The organism is Pseudomonas sp. SWRI92, from assembly GCF_014268685.1.
GTDB classification, from domain to species: domain Bacteria; phylum Pseudomonadota; class Gammaproteobacteria; order Pseudomonadales; family Pseudomonadaceae; genus Aquipseudomonas; species Aquipseudomonas marvdashtae.
On sequence record NZ_JABWQY010000021.1, the window covers coordinates 55,034 to 73,903 of the forward strand.

Below are 18,870 nucleotides of genomic sequence, written 5' to 3' on the forward strand. Positions count from 1 at the left end.
GGACGCGGGCGTAACTGAAGAGATCAGTCTAGGCCAAGTATCGGGTAGTAGACCAGACCGGCGTACTGCCCGATAGCGTCTTGGCTCGTCAGCTGGCGTCGGCCTTGGGCGCCACCTGTTCACTGAGCGTGTCGGCCAGGCGTACGAACGCCGCCAGGTCCAGTTGCTCGGGGCGCAAGCTGCCGTCGACGCCGGAGGCTTCGATCTCGGCGCTGCTGAGCAACAGCTTCAAGGTGTTGCGCAAGGTCTTGCGACGCTGATTGAAGGCTTCGCGCACAACGCGCTCCAGCAGGCGATGGTCCTTGGCTGGGTGCGGCAGGACTGCATGGGGCACCAGGCGGACGATGGCGGAGTCGACTTTCGGCGGTGGGTTGAACGCGCCGGGGCCTACGTTGAACAGATGATCGACCCGGCAATGGTACTGGACCATGATCGACAAACGACCCCAATCGCCCCCGCCAGGACCGGCGGCGAGTCGCTCGACCACTTCTTTTTGCAGCATGAAGTGCATGTCGCGAATCAGGCCGGCATTGTTCAGCAGGTGGAAAATCAGCGGTGTAGAGATGTTGTACGGCAGGTTGCCGACGACTCGAAGGCTGCCCGGCGCTGCATTCAGGCTGTTGAAGTCAAACTTCAGCGCGTCGCCCTGATGCAGGTTGAAATTGCTCTTGCCGGCGAATTGCTGGTTGAGGATCGGGACCAGGTCCTTGTCCAGTTCAACCACGTCCAGTTGCGCGCCGCTGTCGAGCAAGCCTTCGGTCAGTGCGCCTTGGCCCGGCCCGATCTCGAGCAAACGATCATCGGGCTTGGCATTGATGGAGCGCAGGATCCGGTCGATCACACCCGCGTCATGCAGGAAGTTCTGGCCGAAGCGCTTGCGTGCGCGGTGTTGGTATTGCTCGGTCATAAATGGGTCTCGGCCATCTGGTAGGCGGTTTCCAGCGCGACTTGCAGGCTGCCGATGTCGATCTTGCCGCTGCCGGCCAAGTCCAGGGCTGTGCCGTGATCTACGGATGTGCGGATGATCGGCAGGCCCAGGGTCACGTTGACCGCTGCGCCGAAGCCTTTGTACTTCAGCACGGGCAGGCCCTGGTCGTGGTACATCGCCAGCACTGCGTCGCAGTGCTCCAGGTATTTGGGAGTAAACAGAGTGTCGGCAGGCAGCGGGCCACGCAGGTCCATGCCCTCGCTGCGCAAGCGCTCCAATGTAGGTTCGATGATGTCGATTTCTTCACGGCCCAGGTGTCCGCCTTCGCCGGCATGGGGGTTCAGTCCGCACACCAGGATGCGAGGCCGGGCGATGCCGAATTTTTCCTTGAGGTCGGCGTGCAATATCCGCGTGACCCTTTCCAGGCGTTGCGGCGTGATTGCATCGGCGATGTCCCGAAGGGGCAGGTGAGTGGTGACCAGGGCCACGCGAAGGCCTCGGGTGGCAAGCATCATCACGACTTGCGAGGTGTGGGTCAGGTCGGCCAGGAACTCCGTGTGCCCGGAGAAGTGGATGCCCGACTCATTGATTACCCCTTTGTGCACCGGCGCGGTGATCATGCCGGCGAATGCCCCATCCAGGCAGCCTTGGCCGGCGCGGGTCAGGGTTTCGAGGACGAACGCCGCGTTGGCAATGTCCAGTTGTCCGGCGGTGACCGGGGCGCCCAAGGGCGTATCCCAGACATATAAGCTGCCGGCAGGCGCCGGGGCATCCGGCCAGGCGTCTGGCGCCACCGATAAAAGGTTTATGGCCACGCCCAGCTGCGCGGCCCGCTCAAGGAGCAGGTCGCGGCTGGTGATGGCGATCAGGGGGTGCGGCTGGGCTTGCGAGGCGAGCAGCAGGCACAGGTCGGGACCGATGCCGGCAGGCTCGCCGGGGGTCAGCGCGAAACGCTTGGGTTTCACTGCGCTGCCTGGTCTGCACCAGGGAGTTTGATCTCAACGTAGGCTTCGTCGCGAATCTGACGCAGCCAGGTTTGCAGCTCTTCGTCGTACTTGCGGTTACGCAATACCGTCATCGCCTGCTGCTCACGTGCCTGGGTGGTGCTGTCGGTGGCGCGGCGGCCAAGGACTTCCAGTACGTGCCAGCCATAAGGGCTCTTGAACGGCTTGGACAGCTGGCCCTGCGGTGTCTCGGCCATGACCTGGCGGAACTCGGGAACCAGCGCGTTCGGGTCGACCCAGTTCAGGTCGCCGCCGTTCAGGGCTGATCCGGGATCTTCCGAGAAACTCTTCGCCAGTTCCGCGAAGTCTTCGCCCGAGGTGATGCGCTCGTACAGCTTTTCAGCCAGACGTTGGGTCTCGGCTTCGCTGCGGATTTCGCTGGGTTTGATCAGGATATGGCGAACATGCACTTCGTCACGCACCTGGGTACCGCCACCGCGTTTTTCCAACAGTTTCAGAATGATGAAACCGCCAGGGGTGCGGGCCGGCTGGGTAATGTCGCCCACGGCCATGGTGCTGAGCTCACGGTCAAACGGAGGTGGCAACTGGGCGGCCTTGCGCCAGCCCATGTCGCCGCCTTCCAAGGCGTTCTCACTGGCCGAGCGGGCTACCGCCATCTGGCCAAAGTCAGCGCCTTGCTTGAGCTGCTGGTAAACGTCCATCGCCTGGCGGTAAGCACTCTGAATTGCTTCGGAGTTGGCGCTTTCCGGCGTAGGAATCAGGATATTTGCCAGGTGTAGTTCCTCGGACAGCTGCATCTTGCCGAGGTCGGAAGCCAGGAAGTTCTTCACCTCCTGCTCGGACACCTGGATGCGTTCTGCCACGCGGCGCTGACGTACCCGGCTGATGATCATCTCGCGACGGATCTGGTCGCGGGCATCGTCAAAAGACAGGCCGTCGCGGGCCAGGGCGGCGCGAAACTGGTCGATGGTCATATTGTTGCGCTGGGCAATGGTGCCAACGGCCTGGTTCAGTTCTTCATCGGTGATGCGGATGCCGGAGCGTTCGCCAATCTGCAGTTGCAGGTTTTCGACGATCAGACGCTCGAGCACCTGCTGGTCCAGCACGCCGGGTGGTGGCAAGCCGCCGCCACGTTTGGCGATGGTTTGCTGCACTTCATGGACCCGCTGGTCCAGCTGGCTCTGCATGACCACGTCGTTGTCGACGATGGCCACTACCTTGTCGATGGACTGTACCGCGGCGTTTGCCGCGGTACCCAGGAACAACGCGCCCAGCATCAGCGGGCGCAGACAATCAGAAAGCTTGATCTTCACGTTCACGATAACCTTGGATGCCTTTGTCGAGGAAGCTCTCTACCTTGGCGCCGGTCAGGCCGCCGAGTCCCTTCAGAACAATTTGTAGGAAGATGCCGTGGTCGCCTTTTTCGTTTTCCGGGGCGGCTTGACTGAACTCTTCATAGTCGACCCAGTAACGGTTGATCAGGCGCAGTTTCCAGCAGCAGTTGTCGTATTCGAAACCACCGAAGGCTTCCAGGGTACGGTTGCGGTTGTAGTCATACTGCCAGCGGCTGATTGCGTTCCACTGCGGCACGATCGGCCAGATGACCGAGAAATCGTGCTGCTTGATCTTGTAGTAGTCCTTCACGTAGCCAGGCGTGCCCGGCGTACCGTAGTCGCCGCCGCCCACTTGCCATTGACCCGTGGCCTCGTCGTAGCGGACCTGGTCGTTGCGATAGCGGTAACCGGCGTTGATGACCTTGTTCGGGTTGTCCTCAGGCTGGTAATGGAACATCGCGCTGCCCGAGCGAGGGCTGTGGGTGTCCGGGTCCCAGTTGTAGGAAGCCGTGGTGCGCCAATCGCGGTTCCAGCGGAATTCGTATTCCAACGCGTACGGGGAAACGTCCGACTTGGCGTCTTCACGTGTCTTGAAGTCGATACCCGGCAGTTGGACTTCGCGGTCCTTGAAATAAAGGGCCTGGCCGACGCTGATGCGCTGGCGCTCGAAGCCGTTTTCTTCGATCCAGCGGCTGGTCACGCCCAGGGACAGCTTGTTCTCGTCGCCGACACGGTCGGAGCCGGTGAAGCGGTTGTCCCGGAACAGCGAGGAATAGCTGAAGGTCGATTCGCTGGTATCGAACACCGGAATATCGCTCTGGTCCTTCTCTGGTACGTAGAGGTAGAACAGGCGAGGTTCCAGGGTCTGGCGGTAGTTGCTGCCGAACCATTGGGTATCGCGGTCGAAATACAGGCCGCTGTCGATGCTGGCGATCGGAACACCACGGCTCTGGCTACTGCTGTAGGTGCCGCGCAGGCGGTCAGCCTCGGCGCTCTGCGAAGCAACCTGTGCTTGGCCTCTGCTATCCAAGTCCAGGTCATATTGGGTGTACTGGTACTTGAGCGACGGTTTGATATAGCCATAGCTTGCCGTCATCGGCAGGCTGACTACAGGTGCCAGGTTCAGGCGGTCGCCATTAGCCCTGGCCAAACCGCGGATGTTGTTGTCAAGGAACGGATCAGTATTACCGTCTTCGTCGGTGTAGTCACCGGTCCGCAAATCACGATCAAACCGCACCAGTTCAGTCTTGTAAGCGAAGTCCAGGCCATACGGGTGGTCGGGCAGCGAGCCGTTGAAGGTAATCTGAGGCAGGCGGTTATATGGCGTGATCTTCGAAATCGTCGCCATCTGGTAAGCCTGGGCATTCAGCCGCGCGGTGTAGTTGTCGCCGCGATAGCTGACCACACCCTGCTGATTCACATAGTCCTTGGACTCGACGCCAATCTGATCGGTCTGCAGATCCTGGAAGTAATACGGATCGCTGATCTTGGTGTAGTCGACTTCCGTCAGCACGCGCGAATCCAAGCCGCCCTTGTGCTGCCAGTTGTACATATAGCGGGTCTTGCTGTAGTCGGACTGCTTGGCGCGTTCGTCTTCTTCGTCGTTGAGGTACGCGGCGCCGAACTGACCTTCGCTGGTCGGAGTCAGGTAACGGAATTCGCCTTCCATCAACAGGCCGCGCTTGCTCATGTAGCGCGGGTACAACGTGGCGTCGTAGTTCGGTGCCAGGTTGAAGTAGTACGGAGTGACCAGCAGGAAGCCGGTATCGCTGCCGCTGCCGATGGTCGGCGGCAGGAAGCCGGACTGACGGCGGTCGTCGATCGGGAAGTAGATGTAAGGCGTATACAGGACCGGAATGTCCTTGACTCGCAGCGTCACGTTGGTCGCGGTGCCGAAACCGGTGGCCGGGTTCAAGGTGATGTTGTTGCCCTTGAGCGACCACGCGTTGCTGCCCGGTTCGCACGTGGTGTACGTACCGTCCTTGAGACGGATGATCGCGTTTTCGGCGCGGCGCGCATAAAGGGCGTTACCACGGATACGCGACTTGTGCATCACGTACTCGGCGTTGTCGACCTTGGCTTCGCCAGTGTCCAACTGCACATCGGCGTGATCGCCGACAATCAGCGCACCGTTGTCACGCACGCGCACGTTGCCGTTCAGCTCGCCGCGGTTCTCGGCCTGGTACAGGCTGGCCTCGTCGGCCTCGACCTGCATGCTGCCCTGGCGCATGACGACGTCACCGGCGAGGGTTGCCACCTGCTGTTCCTGCTCATAGCGCGAAGCCTTGGCGCCCAGGAACGTCGGGGCGTCGCTTTTGGCCGTCTTGTCGTTCATGCCGGGGCGCGTCGGTTCGATATACGCGCCGGCGCAGTAAGGGCCGGTTTCAGCCAGTTGCGCAGGCGTGAGGTTTTCGCGCGGAACCCAGTCCAGGTGACTGTAGTCTGCACTGCGCGACTTCAGGCCTCGGCCCTTGGCTTCGGTGACGAGCATCGGCTTTTCGCCGGCTTCTTCACTTGAACCGCTCTCGGCCGGGGCGCTGCCGCTGTCGGCGACCGCGCTGCCTTCATGCACGGGACGCGGCGGCAATGCGGCGGCCGAAGTCTTGGGTGAACAGTCCCAGGCACCCGAAGCGGAGACGGAGCAGTCATACTGCTGCGCCGCGACGACGAATGAAGAGGCCAGGGGTTGCAGGGCCAGCAGACTGCCGGTGACCAGCAACGGAAATTTTTTACGAAACGCGGGGGATTTCAATGCCATCTTATTAGTCCGGGCTTCCTGCGTGCCATCTGCCCGCGGTGTGGGCCGCACGCCTCTCGATGGTCTGAAAAAGATGCTGGATAATAAAGCATGACCCGCTTGACGGCTAGCGCCGTCGGAGACCCTTGTAATGCCCGACCAAGATGTACGCTTGCAACACCTGAAAGTTTGGCTCGATGAACAGCTGCCGATCCTTTTCAATCAACAGGGCTGGGGCGCCGTACCCCCGGCCACGTTGACCGCCGCCAGTAGTGACGCGAGTTTCCGGCGGTATTTCCGCTGGGAAGGCGAGGGGCGCAGTTTGATCGTCATGGATGCGCCACCGCCCCAGGAAAACTGCAAACCCTTCGTGGATATCGCTTTTTTGCTGGCAAAATCCGGCATCAACGTGCCAAAAATTTATGCCGAGGACCTTGAGCGCGGTTTTCTTTTGCTCAATGACTTGGGCAACCAGACCTATCTGGATGTAATCAGCGACGAAAATGCCGACGATTTATTCCGTGATGCCCTGCAAGCCTTGCTGGCTTTTCAGCAACTGCCGAAGGTGGCCCCGTTGCCCAGCTATGACGTTGCGTTGCTGCGTCGCGAGCTGGAACTGTTCCCTGAGTGGTACGTCAAGCGCGAGCTGGGCATCGAGTTCGATGGAGCCCAGCAACAGCTTTGGCAACAGGCCAGTGATCTGCTGATCGACAGCGCCCTGGCCCAGCCCAAAGTGCTGGTGCACCGCGACTACATGCCGCGCAACCTGATGCTCAGTGAACCGAATCCTGGCGTGCTGGATTTCCAGGATGCGGTCTATGGTCCGGTGACCTACGACGTGACCTGCCTGTTCAAGGACGCCTTCCTCAGTTGGCCCGAAGAGCGCGTGCGCGGCTGGCTGGAGGATTACTGGCAGCAGGCCGGCGCCCTCGGCATTCCCGTCCAGCCGGATCTCGAGGATTTCTTGCGAGCCAGCGATTTGATGGGTGTGCAGCGCCATCTGAAGGTTATCGGGATCTTCGCACGCATCTGTCATCGTGATGGCAAGCCGCGTTACCTGGGGGATGTGCCGCGCTTTTTTGCTTATATAGAAGCGGTCATCGCTCGTCGCCCGGAACTGGCGCCGCTCGATGAGTTGCTTGGCAGTCTGCGGCAATCGAATGGAGCGACCGCATGAAGGCGATGATCCTGGCGGCGGGCAAGGGCGAGCGCATGCGCCCCTTGACGCTGACCACGCCCAAGCCGCTGATCCGCGTCGCCGGCATCCCCTTGATTGAATATCACCTGCGGGCGCTGGCCGCCGCCGGGTTCAGCGAGATCGTGATCAATCACGCCTGGCTCGGCCAACAAATCCAAGACCATCTTGGGGATGGTTCGCGGTTTGGCCTGCGCATAACGTATTCCCCGGAAGGCGAGCCGTTGGAGACCGGTGGCGGAATTTTCCGTGCGCTTGGGTTGCTGGGCGATGAAGCGTTCCTGGTGGTCAATGGCGACATATGGACCGATTTCGATTTCAGCGCCTTGCGCCGGCCGCTCGACGGCTTGGCTCACCTGGTGTTGGTGGCCAATCCTGCGCATCACCCCGGTGGCGATTTCGTTCTGGCCGATGGAACGGTTCATGAAGGGGCGTCGGCTGCCGACAAACTGACCTATAGCGGCATCGCTGTGTTGCATCCACGGTTGTTCGACGGTTGCGTGGACGGCGCGTTCAAGCTGGCGCCGTTGCTGCGCAACGCCATCGCGCAAGGGCAGGTCAGTGGCGAGCGCCTGGAAGGGCATTGGATAGATGTCGGAACCCACGAACGTTTGATGCAGGTTGAAACATTGATAGAAGCGAGCCGTTGATATGTGGTGGCCAGGGACTCTGATCGGAGCGGGAGCGGGCTTTGCCATAGCCAGCATCCCGGGGGCCATGCTCGGCGCGTTGTTGGGCCAGGCGCTGGATCGGCGCTTGGACCTGCACAGCTGGGCGCAACTGCGTGAACGCCTGGGCGGGCGCCCGGCGTTGCGTAACGATGAATTATTATTTGTATTGTTGGGTCGTCTGGCGAAGAGCGACGGACGGGTCGTCGATGGGCACATCCAGCAGGCTCGCCAGGAAATGCGCGCGCTTGACCTGAGCGAGCCGGCGCAACGTCGCGCCATTGCGGCGTTCAACCGAGGCAAGTCGGAGAATGATCGTTTGCGCGGTTATCTGCGTCGCCTCGCCACTCAGCCCCACGCGGCAGAGGGCGTGCTAAGGGCTTGCTGGCGGATGGTCTGGGCCGATGGCCGAGCAGGCGCCAATGAGCGCGAGTTGCTTGCCCGGTGGGGCAAGTGGCTGGGCTGGACGCCGCAGCAGGTCCAGGCGCTGGCCATGGATTACGAACCGCAGAGATTGTCTCAGCCCAGCAGCGGCGTGACCTATCAGCAAGCGCTGCGGTTGCTCGGGGTTTGCGCCACCAGCGAACCCTCGCAAATCAAGCGGGCTTACCGTCGCCTGCTCAGTCGCCATCACCCGGACAAGATCGCCGGCAGCGGGGCGACTCCGTTGCAGGTGCGTGAAGCGACCGACAGGACCAGGGAATTGCACAATGCCTATCGGTTGATTCGCGAACGGCGGGATTTCCGTTAGCCTCTGCGGCGCGAGAATCAGCCCTTATTCCCCTGGACTTTGCGGATTCAACCAACCCCGAACCCGGCGAAACAGCTGCTCCTGCTCCGCCGACGGGTTCGGCAAGGCCTTGAGGGCGACCTGGCTGAAGTTTGCCCCCTTCAACCGCTTGCTCGCCTGCAAGCGTTCCAGCGCCGCGTTGCGGTCCAGCGGCTTGTCCATATAGAAGATATCGGCGGTCGCCAACTTCAGGGTTGGCGTCAGTTCAGCCAGGCCGGGTTTGGTGGCGACGGGTGTCTGGGCCGCAACCATCACGAAGCGTTCGATTTGCGCCGGCTGCTTTTCGCTAAGGTAGCGGGCTGCCCAATAGGCCCCGGTACCGTGGCCCAGCAGCACAATACGGCGCGAGCTCTGTTGTTCGGCGTAGGCCAATGCCGCATCGATGCGCGCGAAAATACGCTCGGCGTCGGCGCCTGCATGTTCTTCACCGATTTCGGCGACGGCCGGGTCTGCCGCGTCGGCTTCGCCTCCTGCAACTTGCTCGATTGGCGCTGCGGTGGTGGCGTCCGGCGCGGCGGCAACCACGTCGGCCGGCTTGGTCTGCGGCGAAGCTTCTACCGTGCGGGGGGCGATGACGTCGCTTTGCAGGTCCGGCAGTGTGATAGTCAGACTGCTCCACTCGGCGTCGGGCAGTTTTTTGCGCAACGGGCCGATTGCCTGAGGCCAGTCCGCGGTTTCGCCGGCGCCTGGGATGATGATGACGGCGCCCTTGGGGTCGCTGGTGTTGGCGGGTTTCCACAGGGCGAGAAAAGCATCGCTGCCGGTTTGTAGCTGCTGTTGTTCCTGCGGCGGGACTGTTCGTGCAAGCGCCAGCGCTTCTTCCTGGCTACGCTCGAGCAAGGGTTGGCGTTCGACCGGTTTCGCCTCGGTGGATTGTTCCGCCGCGGCGGGCGCTGGTTCGCCAGCCTGTACAGAAAATGCACTCGGCAGGATCAACGACAGGCACAATGCTGGCAATGCCAGGCGATAAACAGAGGGCATCGGATATTCCATGACCAGAAGTATTTCCGGCAGCCTAATGGGTTGGTCAGTATTTGTCAGTGCGTGAGACTTCGATGATGCGTTTTTGCTGCCTGTGGGTTATCGGCTGTTTATGGCTTCCCTTGATGGCGTGGGCTGCCCCCGCGCCGCAGACCCACGGCGTGCAATTGAGTGCTGAGCAGCGCCAATGGTTGACGCAGCATCCACAGCTGCGGGTCGGCCTGGTGTTGCAGGCGCCCTACGCGCAATACGACCGGCGCCTGCAGCGTCTATCCGGTACCAATGTCGAATTGATGCAGTGGTTGGGCAAGGCCCTGGATGTCGAACTGACCTGGCGCAATTTTCAAGACGTGACGCAACTGGAAGCCGCGGTGCGCGACGGCGAAGTGGATATCGCCCCAGGCCTGACCCAGACCCCGGTCGGGCTCAGGCTTTGGCAGTTCTCCGACCCTTATATGCGCGTGCCGCAATTGATCGTCGGTGCGCAGAAAGGCGCCGAGGGCGTGGAGCTGGAAAAGCTTGATCCTCAGGCCCGCGTTGCCGTGCGCATGCCCAGTGCCACGGCAGACTATCTGCGCAGCAACTTCCCGATGCTCAACCTCCAGGGCGTGCCGATGGAGCGGGAGGCCTTGCAATTGCTGCTGACCCAGCAGACTCGATACGCAGTGGTCGATGAGGCGCAGCTGGGGCGGCTGATGGTCGAGCCCGAATTCGCCGAACTGGTGGTGGTGGGCGACATCGGCGTGCCGCAGTTGCTCCGTGTGGCCACGCGTCGAGACTGGCCGGAGCTGGCCGGGATTGTCGACGCTACCCTGCAGGCCATTCCGGCCAAGGATCTGGAGCAATTGCACAGCCGCTGGCTAAAACCGAAATACCCGCGCCTGACCGAGACCCCGGGCTTCTGGCAGAACCTGACCCTGTTGCTGCTGGCCCTGCTACTGAGCAGCGTGGCCATTGGGTTCTGGCAGCGCCGCCAGCAACGAGGCTTGGAACGCCGCCTGCGTGCCGCGCGGGAGGATATCGTCCAGCGCACCGCCAGCGAAGAGGCCTTGCGCCTGACGCAATTTTCCATCGATCAAAGCACCGTCGGCATTCTGTGGGTCAACTGGGACAGCCACGTGCGCTACGCCAACCGCGCAGCCGAAACCATGCTGGGCTATGCGCCGGGTGCGATCATCGACCGGCCGTTGATCGACTTCGAGCCGGGCCTGCACATGGACCGTTGGCTGAACCTGTGGAAGCGCGCTCGGGCCAGCGAAGACGGGCCGCCGAGTTTCGAGACCGAGTGCGTGCGCGCCGATGGCAGCATCCTGCCGGCCGACGTTTCCTTGAGTTTCCTGCGTTTTCGCGACGCCGAGTACTTGGTGGTCTACCTCAATGATGTGACCGAGCGCCGTCGCGCACTGGCGGCGCTGCGCGAAAGCGAGGCGCGGTTGCAGGGCATTGCCGCCAACGTCCCAGGCCTGGTCTTTCGCCTGGAGCGGGCGCCGGTTACCGGCCTGATCGACTTTGCCTACATCAGCGAAGGTAGCGAAAGCCTGGTGGGTTATTCCCCCGCCACCCTGGCCCGCAGCGACACCGGGTTGCGCAGCCTGGTGCACCCGCAGGACAAGGCCAATTATCACCGCACCCAGGACCTGGCGCTGGACAGTGACAGTGACTGGTCGTGGCAAGGTCGTATCCTGACCCGTGAAGGCCAGGAGCGTTGGGCCGAGATCAAGGCAATCACGCGTCGCCTGGAAGATGGCGCCTACGTCTGGGACGGCATCGTCTGGGACATCACTGAAAGCAAGCGCATCGAACTGGAGCTGGCCAGTTCCCGGGAACAATTGCGCGAGCTATCGGCACACCTGGAAAGCGTTCGGGAAGAGGAAAAGGCCCGCATAGCTCGCGAAGTCCATGACGAGCTGGGACAAATGCTGACGGTGCTGAAACTGGAAACCTCCATGTGCGAGCTGGCCTACGCCCAACTGGATCCTGGCCTGCAGGAACGGCTCAACAGCATGAAGCGCCTGATCGCCCAGTTGTTCCAATTGGTACGGGACGTGGCGACTGCGTTGCGCCCGCCGATTCTGGACGCCGGTATCGCCTCGGCCATCGAATGGCAGGCTCGGCGTTTCGAGGCGCGCACGCAGATTCCGTGCCTGGTGCAGGTGCCGGACAACCTGCCGCCCCTGAGCGACGCCAAGGCCATCGGCCTGTTCCGGATCCTCCAGGAGGCACTGACCAATGTCATGCGCCATGCCCAGGCGCATACCGTGGAGGTGACGCTGGAGCAGCAAGGCGACCAGTTGTGCCTGACGGTAAGCGATGACGGTGTAGGATTTATTGCTTGCGCAGACCGGCCGACGTCCTTTGGCCTGGTCGGCATGCGCGAGCGCGTATTGATCATGGGCGGACAGTTGTCGTTGGAAAGCGAGCCGGGGGAGGGGACGACCCTCGCGGTGCGGGTGCCATTGCATGGGGCCTGATGGGCTTGCCGAGCGTAAAGTAGCCATTGCGAACCCGTTCGCGACGAAATCCTGAATCTGGAGAACACTGTGATCCGTGTACTGGTAGCCGAAGACCACACCATCGTCCGTGAGGGCATCAAGCAGCTGATCGGCCTGGCCAAGGATCTGGTTGTCGTCGGGGAGGCCAGCAATGGCGAGCAATTACTTGAGACCCTGCGACACGTGCCCTGCGAAGTGGTGCTGCTGGATATTTCGATGCCCGGCGTCAACGGCCTGGAGGCGATCCCGCGGATTCGTGCGTTGAATAATCCGCCCGCGATTTTGGTGTTGTCGATGCATGACGAGGCGCAGATGGCCGCTCGCGCGCTTAAGGTCGGCGCCGCTGGCTACGCCACCAAGGACAGCGATCCGGCTTTGTTGTTGATGGCGATTCGCAAGGTCGCGGCCGGCGGTCGATATATCGATCCGGACCTGGCCGACCGTATGGTCTTCGAGGTGGGCCTGACTGACGCGCGGCCGTTGCACTCGCTGTTGTCGGAGCGCGAATTCTCGGTCTTCGAACGCTTGGCCCAAGGCGCCAACGTCAACGAAATTGCCCAGCAACTGGCCCTGAGCAGCAAGACCATCAGTACCCATAAGGCGCGGCTGATGCAAAAGCTCAACATCACTTCACTGGCCGAGTTGGTGAAATACGCGATGGAGCACAAGTTGCTTTAACGCAGGCGTTGATCCCAGAGGAAGATGTGCCGGCATATCCATTTACGACACGCCCCAACCGCGCGTTCGCCCCTGCTTGCAGCTTGGCGCTTGAAACTCGCCACTGCATTTATCCAATCCCGCCATCCGTGTAGGGCAATCCCTACCCCGACGCTTCCATCCGGCTGAGGCGATTCTCTCCTGCGGCCCGATTTGCGTAGGGGCTCGGCTCCACTAGGCTTGACTCACAAGCAGTCATCAATACAAAAGGTGCGGGTATGAGCCAGGTTGATTCAAGCGCGGGGGCCAGTGATGTGCTGGTCAGCTTTCGTGGTGTGCAGAAGAGCTACGATGGCGAGAACCTGATCGTCAAGGACCTCAACCTGGATATTCGCAAAGGTGAATTCCTGACCTTGCTCGGGCCATCCGGCTCCGGCAAGACCACCAGCCTGATGATGCTCGCCGGGTTCGAGACCCCGACTGCCGGGGAAATCCTGTTGGCCGGGCGCTCCATCAACAACGTGCCGCCGCACAAGCGCGACATCGGCATGGTGTTCCAGAACTACGCTTTGTTCCCGCACATGACGGTCTCCGAAAACCTGGCGTTCCCGCTGACCGTGCGCGGCCTGAACAAGAGCGACGTTGGTGATCGCGTAAAGCGCGTCCTGAGCATGGTCCAACTGGACACCTTCGCCCAGCGTTATCCCGCGCAGTTGTCCGGCGGCCAGCAACAGCGGGTGGCCCTGGCCCGGGCGCTGGTGTTCGAACCGCAGCTGGTGCTGATGGACGAACCCCTCGGCGCGTTGGATAAACAGTTGCGCGAACACATGCAAATGGAGATCAAGCACCTGCACCAGCGCCTTGGCGTGACCGTGGTCTACGTGACCCACGACCAGGGCGAAGCCCTCACCATGTCTGATCGCGTGGCCGTGTTCCACCAAGGAGAGATCCAGCAGATCGCCCCGCCACGCACGCTCTATGAAGAGCCGAAGAACACTTTCGTGGCCAACTTCATCGGTGAGAACAACCGCCTCAATGGGCGCCTGCACAGTCAAACCGGCGATCGTTGTCTGGTGGAGCTGGGACGCGGCGAGAAGGTCGAGGCCTTGGCGGTCAATGTCGGCAAGCCCGGCGAGCCGGTCACCCTGTCGATCCGTCCGGAACGGATAAGCCTCAACAGCGCAAGCGAACAATGCGTCAACCGCTTCTCAGGGAGGGTGGCGGAATTCATCTATCTGGGCGACCACGTCCGGGTTCGCCTGGAGGTCTGCGGCAAGCAGGACTTCTTCGTGAAACAACCGATCGCCGAGCTCGATCCCGGGCTCGCCGTCGGCGACGTGGTTCCGCTTGGCTGGCAGGTCGAGCACGTCCGCGCGCTCGATCCCCTTCTAGAGGCGAATTGATCGCCCCCTGCTGTACCAACACCAACCCTGCACGTGGAGAGAACAATAAATGTTGAGATCCCTGAAGTTCACAGCCCTGACACTGGGCATGATGGGTGCGGCAAGCGCGATGGCGGCGGGCCCGGACCTGACCGTGGTGTCTTTCGGCGGGGCGAACAAGGCGGCTCAGGTCAAAGCCTTCTACGCACCGTGGGAAGCGGCCGGCAATGGCAAGATCGTGGCGGGCGAGTACAACGGCGAAATGGCCAAGGTCAAGGCCATGGTCGATACCAAGAGCGTCTCCTGGGACCTGGTTGAAGTCGAATCGCCGGAATTGTCCCGTGGTTGCGACGAAGACATGTTCGAGCAACTCGATCCAGCCTTGTTCGGCAAGGCCGAAGACTACGTCAAAGGCGCGATCCAGCCTTGCGGCGTCGGTTTCTTCGTGTGGTCGACGGTATTGGCCTATAACGCCGACAAACTGAAAACCGCGCCAACCAGTTGGGCGGATTTCTGGGACACCAAGCAATTCCCAGGCAAGCGCGGCCTGCGCAAGGGCGCCAAATACACCCTCGAATTCGCCCTGATGGCCGACGGCGTGGCGCCGAAAGATGTCTACAAAGTGCTGGCCGGCAAGGATGGCCAGGATCGCGCCTTCAAGAAACTCGACGAACTCAAACCGAGCATTCAGTGGTGGGAAGCCGGCGCCCAGCCGCCGCAATATCTCGCTTCCGGTGACGTGGTCATGAGCTCGGCCTACAACGGCCGTATCGCTGCGGTACAAAAAGAAAGCAATCTGAAAGTGGTGTGGAACGGCGGCATCTACGACTTCGATGCCTGGGCCATCCCGCGTGGCCTGGACAAGACCCGCGCCGAAGCGGCGAAGAAATTCATCGCGTTCTCGGTGGCTCCGCAGCAGCAGAAGACCTACTCGGAAAACATCGCCTACGGCCCGGCCAACACCCAGGCAGTTCCGCTGCTGGCCAAGGATGTCTTGAAAGACATGCCGACCACCCCGGAAAACATCGCCAACCAGGTGCAGATCGACGTCAGCTTCTGGGCTGACAACGGCGAGCAACTGGAGCAGCGCTTCAATTCCTGGGCGGCGAAGTAACCGCTGGCAGAGATCGTTCCCACGCTCCGCGTGGTAATGCCGCCCAGGACGCTCCGCGTCCTTTGTGACGCAGAGCGTCATTGGATGCATTCCCACGCTCTACGTGGGAACGATCGGCTCAAAGGCCAGCGTTTTAAAAGAACAGAGGCGGCTCGCCGCCGCTGTAACGATAAAAAAGATTTGCGGAGTTCGCCATGGCCATCGCCGTTCCACTGAACGAAGGCACCAGCCCCACCCTGAAACAGCGGCTCAAACGTGCCGAGCGGGTCAACCGCTGGAAGGCCCAGGCCTTGATCGCGCCGCTGGTTCTATTCCTGTTGCTGGTGTTCCTGGTGCCGATCGTCGCTCTGCTGTTCAAAAGCGTCAGCAACCCGGAAGTGGTCGGCGCCATGCCGCGCACCGTGGCTGCCGTTTCTGCATGGGACGGACGCGGATTGCCGGGCGAGCCGGTGTACAAGGCTGCCAGTGAAGACCTGGCCGAAGCCCGCAAGAATCAAACCTTGGGCGATTTGTCCAAGCGACTGAACATGGAACTGGCCGGCTATCGCAGCCTGCTGACCAAGACAGCCCGGGCGCTGCCATTCGCCACCGAGCCTGTCTCTTATAAAGAGGCGCTGGAAGGCCTCGACGAGCGCTGGGGCGATCCGGCGTATTGGCAAGTGATCCGCCGCAACACCAGCGAGGTGACCCCATATTACCTGCTGGCGGCTGTCGATCACCGTATCGACGACCTCGGCGAACTGGCCCCGGCCACTCCTGACCAGGCGATTTACCTGGATATTTTCACCCGCACCTTCTGGATGGGCCTGGTGATCACCGCGATCTGCCTGGTCCTGGCCTATCCATTGGCCTACCTGTTGGCGAATCTGCCGTCGCGCCAGAGCAACCTGCTGATGATCCTGGTGCTGTTGCCATTCTGGACCTCGATCCTGGTGCGCGTCGCAGCGTGGATCGTATTGCTGCAATCAGGCGGCTTGATCAACAGCGGCCTGATGGCCATGGGCATCATCGATAAACCCCTGGAGCTGGTATTCAATCGCGTCGGGGTCTACATCTCCATGGTCCACATTCTGTTGCCGTTCATGATCTTGCCGATCTACAGCGTGATGAAGGGCATCTCGCCCACCTATATGCGCGCGGCGATTTCCCTGGGCTGCCACCCGTTCGCGAGTTTCTGGCGGGTCTACTTCCCGCAGACGTATGCCGGCGTCGGCGCCGGGTGTCTGTTGGTCTTCATCCTTGCCATCGGCTACTACATCACGCCGGCATTGCTGGGTAGCCCGAACGATCAGATGGTCAGCTACTTCGTCGCGTTCTATACCAACACCAGCATCAACTGGGGCATGGCCACGGCGCTCGGCGGGCTGCTATTGCTCGCAACCATCGTGCTTTATCTGATTTACAGCTGGCTGGTGGGCGCCAGTCGCCTGCGCCTGAGCTAAGGGGAGATCGAAATGCTGAGTCCTTACATGTCCCCCGTCGAACGGGTGTGGTTCTACAGCTTGCGCATACTCTGCGGGCTGGTCCTGCTGTTCCTGATCCTGCCGGTGCTGGTGATCATTCCGTTGTCGTTCAACTCCGGCAGCTTTCTGGTCTACCCGCTCCAGGGCTTTTCGTTGCAGTGGTACCACGACTTCTTTGCCTCGGCCGAATGGATGCGCGCATTGAAGAACAGCATCATCGTTGCCCCGGCGGCGACCGTGCTGGCGATGATCTTCGGCACGCTGGCGGCCATCGGCCTGACCCGTGGCGATTTCCCAGGCAAGGCGCTGGTCATGGCCCTGGTGATTTCGCCCATGGTGGTACCGGTGGTCATCATCGGCGTGGCCAGCTATTTGTTTTTTGCACCGCTGGGGATGGGCAACAGCTTCTTCTCGCTGATCGTGGTGCATGCGGTGTTGGGCGTTCCCTTCGTCATCATCACCGTCTCGGCGACCTTGCAGGGGTTCAACCACAATCTGGTCCGGGCCGCTGCCAGCCTGGGGGCGTCGCCGTTGACCGCGTTCCGTCGGGTGACCTTGCCGTTGATCGCTCCGGGCGTGATCTCGGGAGCGCTGTTCGCCTTCGCCACGTCGTTCGATGAAGTGGTCGTGACCCTGTTCTTGGCCGGCCCCGAGCAGGCCACGTTGCCACGGCAGATGTTCAGCGGCATCCGCGAGAACCTCAGCCCCACCATTGCCGCTGCGGCGACGCTGCTGATTGCATTTTCGGTGGTCCTGTTGCTCACGCTTGAGTGGTTGCGTGGGCGTAGCGAGAAGCTGCGCACGGCCCAGGTGTAACGTCACACGACTCCAGGAGTGAGCTCGCTCGCTCCTGGGCGTGAGTCAGCGCATTCACGAGCTGAATAGCAGACAACCCGCCAGACCGAGCTATCCTTGTGCCAGCCCATACTCGAACAAGAGGCCGCGCACATGAGTCTTTCCTCATTCAAGATCGCCCACAAACTGATCACCGGGGCCGCTGCCATCGAGCAACTGGCGGCGGAACTGACACGCCTGGATGTCGACAATCCGCTGATTGTCACGGACGCCGCCCTGGTCAAGTCCGGCACCGTGGAGTTGGCCCTGCAGCACTTGGGCGGGCGCGCCTATGAAATTTTCGACCGGGTCATGCCAGACCCGGAAATTGCCATCGTCGAAGACTGCATGCAGGCCTACCGCGACGGCGGCCATGATGGACTGATCGGCCTGGGGGGCGGCAGTGCCATCGACATCGCCAAGAGCGTGGCCGCCTACGCCGGTTATCACGGCGAGCTGCAAGACCTGTTCGGCGTCGATCAGGTGCCGCGCAAGGGCCCGCCATTGATTGCCATCCCTACCACGGCCGGCACCGGTTCGGAAGTCACCAACGTGGCGATCCTCTCCGACAAGGTCGCGCAGCTGAAAAAGGGCATCGTCAGCGATTTTCTGTTGCCGGACGTGGCGCTGGTCAGCCCGCAGATGACCCTCACTTGCCCGCGCAGCGTGACAGCCGCCAGTGGCGTCGACGCGCTGGTGCACGCCATCGAGTCCTATCTGTCGTTGAATGCCTCGCCGATCACCGATGCCCTGGCCATCGGCGCGATCAAGCTGATCACCCGCGCGTTGCCCAAGGCCTACGCCAATCCTTCTCACCTGCAAGCCCGTGAAGACATGGCCACCGCCAGCCTGATGGCCGGCATGGCGTTCGGTAATGCCGGGGTCGGTGCCGTGCACGCGCTGGCCTATCCGCTGGGTGGGCGCTTTCATGTCTCCCACGGCGTCGCCAATGCGCTGCTGCTGCCTTATGTCATGGCGTGGAACAAAATGGCCTGCGTCGAACGCATGCGCGACATCGCCGAAGCCATGGGCATCAAGACTGCGCACCTGAGTGACCTCGAAGCCGCCGATGAAGCCGTGGAAGCCATGACGGCACTGTGCGCCGCTGTCGAGATACCTCGAGGCCTGAGCGGTTTCGGCGTGACCGAGGAGGTGATTCCCTCCATGGCGGCGGAAGCGGCGGGGATCGAGCGGTTGATGCGCAACAACCCACGCCAACTGAGCGTGGGCGATATCGAGAAGATCTACCGCGCGGCGTATTGATCGTGTGTCACGGTGGGCGCGCCAAATCTTGAGGTATACAATGCGCGCCATCGTGATTTCGCTCAAA

15 protein-coding genes are annotated in these 18,870 nt (G+C 61.6%); 10 read left to right on the forward strand and 5 right to left on the reverse strand.

Annotated elements, in window-relative coordinates; translation table 11 throughout:
• Positions 1 to 88 precede the first annotated feature (88 nt).
• From rsmA to HU762_RS24145, 4 genes are read right to left on the reverse strand one after another with little or no spacing between them, the layout of a single operon-like run.
• A complete protein-coding gene (rsmA, locus tag HU762_RS24130; RefSeq protein ID WP_186641169.1) occupies positions 89 to 907 on the reverse strand; it encodes a 16S rRNA (adenine(1518)-N(6)/adenine(1519)-N(6))-dimethyltransferase RsmA in 819 nt (272 codons plus the stop codon).
• Positions 904 to 1,893, reverse strand: a complete 990-nt coding sequence (gene pdxA / locus HU762_RS24135) for a 4-hydroxythreonine-4-phosphate dehydrogenase PdxA (RefSeq protein ID WP_186641170.1) — start codon at positions 1,891 to 1,893, stop codon at positions 904 to 906. Before pdxA ends, rsmA begins: the two co-directional genes overlap by 4 nt.
• On the reverse strand, positions 1,890 to 3,206 hold the full coding sequence (gene surA / locus HU762_RS24140; RefSeq protein WP_186614319.1) for a peptidylprolyl isomerase SurA: 1,317 nt from the start codon (positions 3,204 to 3,206) through the stop codon (positions 1,890 to 1,892). The genes pdxA and surA overlap by 4 nt, the downstream gene beginning before the upstream one ends.
• Complete coding sequence (locus HU762_RS24145) at positions 3,187 to 5,985, reverse strand: LPS-assembly protein LptD (RefSeq protein WP_186641171.1); 2,799 nt, start codon at positions 5,983 to 5,985, stop codon at positions 3,187 to 3,189. The genes surA and HU762_RS24145 overlap by 20 nt, the downstream gene beginning before the upstream one ends.
• A gap of 130 nt (positions 5,986 to 6,115) precedes the next feature.
• Here HU762_RS24145 and HU762_RS24150 point away from each other — a divergent pair, with 130 nt between their 5' ends.
• The 3 genes from HU762_RS24150 to HU762_RS24160 are packed head-to-tail and all read left to right on the forward strand — an operon-like array spanning position 6,116 to position 8,578.
• Complete coding sequence (locus tag HU762_RS24150) at positions 6,116 to 7,141, forward strand: phosphotransferase (RefSeq protein WP_186641172.1); 1,026 nt, start codon at positions 6,116 to 6,118, stop codon at positions 7,139 to 7,141.
• Positions 7,138 to 7,809 carry an N-acetylmuramate alpha-1-phosphate uridylyltransferase MurU gene (murU, locus tag HU762_RS24155; RefSeq protein ID WP_186641173.1) on the forward strand — a complete coding sequence of 224 codons (672 nt, stop codon included), beginning with the start codon at positions 7,138 to 7,140 and terminating at the stop codon, positions 7,807 to 7,809. Before HU762_RS24150 ends, murU begins: the two co-directional genes overlap by 4 nt.
• A gap of 1 nt (position 7,810) precedes the next feature.
• On the forward strand, positions 7,811 to 8,578 hold the full coding sequence (locus HU762_RS24160) for a TerB family tellurite resistance protein (protein WP_186641174.1): 768 nt from the start codon (positions 7,811 to 7,813) through the stop codon (positions 8,576 to 8,578).
• Between the two features lie 24 nt (positions 8,579 to 8,602).
• Here HU762_RS24160 and HU762_RS24165 read toward each other — a convergent pair whose 3' ends face one another.
• Positions 8,603 to 9,598: an alpha/beta hydrolase family protein gene (locus tag HU762_RS24165; protein ID WP_186641176.1), complete on the reverse strand. Its 996-nt coding sequence runs from the start codon at positions 9,596 to 9,598 to the stop codon at positions 8,603 to 8,605.
• 74 nt (positions 9,599 to 9,672) lie between these two features.
• Between HU762_RS24165 and HU762_RS24170 the strand changes: the two genes are divergently transcribed.
• The 7 genes from HU762_RS24170 to HU762_RS24200 all read left to right on the forward strand — a co-directional run bounded on the left by HU762_RS24170 (position 9,673) and on the right by HU762_RS24200 (position 18,803).
• The gene (locus HU762_RS24170; RefSeq protein ID WP_186641177.1) at positions 9,673 to 12,069 is read left to right on the forward strand and encodes a sensor histidine kinase; all 2,397 of its coding nucleotides are present in this window, start codon (positions 9,673 to 9,675) and stop codon (positions 12,067 to 12,069) included.
• 69 nt (positions 12,070 to 12,138) lie between these two features.
• Positions 12,139 to 12,768 (forward strand): response regulator transcription factor, encoded by a 630-nt coding sequence (locus tag HU762_RS24175; RefSeq protein ID WP_186641180.1) that lies wholly within the window; start codon positions 12,139 to 12,141, stop codon positions 12,766 to 12,768.
• Between the two features lie 257 nt (positions 12,769 to 13,025).
• A complete protein-coding gene (locus tag HU762_RS24180; protein WP_186614335.1) occupies positions 13,026 to 14,150 on the forward strand; it encodes an ABC transporter ATP-binding protein in 1,125 nt (374 codons plus the stop codon).
• A gap of 49 nt (positions 14,151 to 14,199) precedes the next feature.
• Positions 14,200 to 15,243 (forward strand): ABC transporter substrate-binding protein, encoded by a 1,044-nt coding sequence (locus tag HU762_RS24185; protein ID WP_123343838.1) that lies wholly within the window; start codon positions 14,200 to 14,202, stop codon positions 15,241 to 15,243.
• 194 nt (positions 15,244 to 15,437) lie between these two features.
• Entirely contained in the window at positions 15,438 to 16,685 is a 1,248-nt protein-coding gene (locus HU762_RS24190; protein WP_186614339.1) for an ABC transporter permease, read from the forward strand.
• 12 nt (positions 16,686 to 16,697) lie between these two features.
• A complete protein-coding gene (locus HU762_RS24195) occupies positions 16,698 to 17,522 on the forward strand; it encodes an ABC transporter permease (RefSeq protein ID WP_186641182.1) in 825 nt (274 codons plus the stop codon).
• Positions 17,523 to 17,654: 132 nt separating this feature from the next.
• Entirely contained in the window at positions 17,655 to 18,803 is a 1,149-nt protein-coding gene (locus HU762_RS24200; protein ID WP_186641184.1) for an iron-containing alcohol dehydrogenase, read from the forward strand.
• Positions 18,804 to 18,870 lie beyond the last annotated feature (67 nt).

Excerpts from the sequence above, each read along its gene's own strand:
- rsmA (WP_186641169.1), bottom strand. The coding sequence starts at position 907 with ATGACCGAGCAATACCAACACCGCGCACGCAAGCGCTTCGGCCAGAAC.
- HU762_RS24145 (WP_186641171.1), bottom strand. The coding sequence starts at position 5,985 with ATGGCATTGAAATCCCCCGCGTTTCGTAAAAAATTTCCGTTGCTGGTC.
- HU762_RS24150 (WP_186641172.1), top strand. The coding sequence starts at position 6,116 with ATGCCCGACCAAGATGTACGCTTGCAACACCTGAAAGTTTGGCTCGAT.
- murU (WP_186641173.1), top strand. The coding sequence starts at position 7,138 with ATGAAGGCGATGATCCTGGCGGCGGGCAAGGGCGAGCGCATGCGCCCC.
- HU762_RS24160 (WP_186641174.1), top strand. The coding sequence starts at position 7,811 with ATGTGGTGGCCAGGGACTCTGATCGGAGCGGGAGCGGGCTTTGCCATA.
- HU762_RS24165 (WP_186641176.1), bottom strand. The coding sequence starts at position 9,598 with ATGCCCTCTGTTTATCGCCTGGCATTGCCAGCATTGTGCCTGTCGTTG.
- HU762_RS24170 (WP_186641177.1), top strand. The coding sequence starts at position 9,673 with ATGATGCGTTTTTGCTGCCTGTGGGTTATCGGCTGTTTATGGCTTCCC.
- HU762_RS24180 (WP_186614335.1), top strand. The coding sequence starts at position 13,026 with ATGAGCCAGGTTGATTCAAGCGCGGGGGCCAGTGATGTGCTGGTCAGC.
- HU762_RS24185 (WP_123343838.1), top strand. The coding sequence starts at position 14,200 with ATGTTGAGATCCCTGAAGTTCACAGCCCTGACACTGGGCATGATGGGT.
- HU762_RS24190 (WP_186614339.1), top strand. The coding sequence starts at position 15,438 with ATGGCCATCGCCGTTCCACTGAACGAAGGCACCAGCCCCACCCTGAAA.
- HU762_RS24195 (WP_186641182.1), top strand. The coding sequence starts at position 16,698 with ATGCTGAGTCCTTACATGTCCCCCGTCGAACGGGTGTGGTTCTACAGC.
- HU762_RS24200 (WP_186641184.1), top strand. The coding sequence starts at position 17,655 with ATGAGTCTTTCCTCATTCAAGATCGCCCACAAACTGATCACCGGGGCC.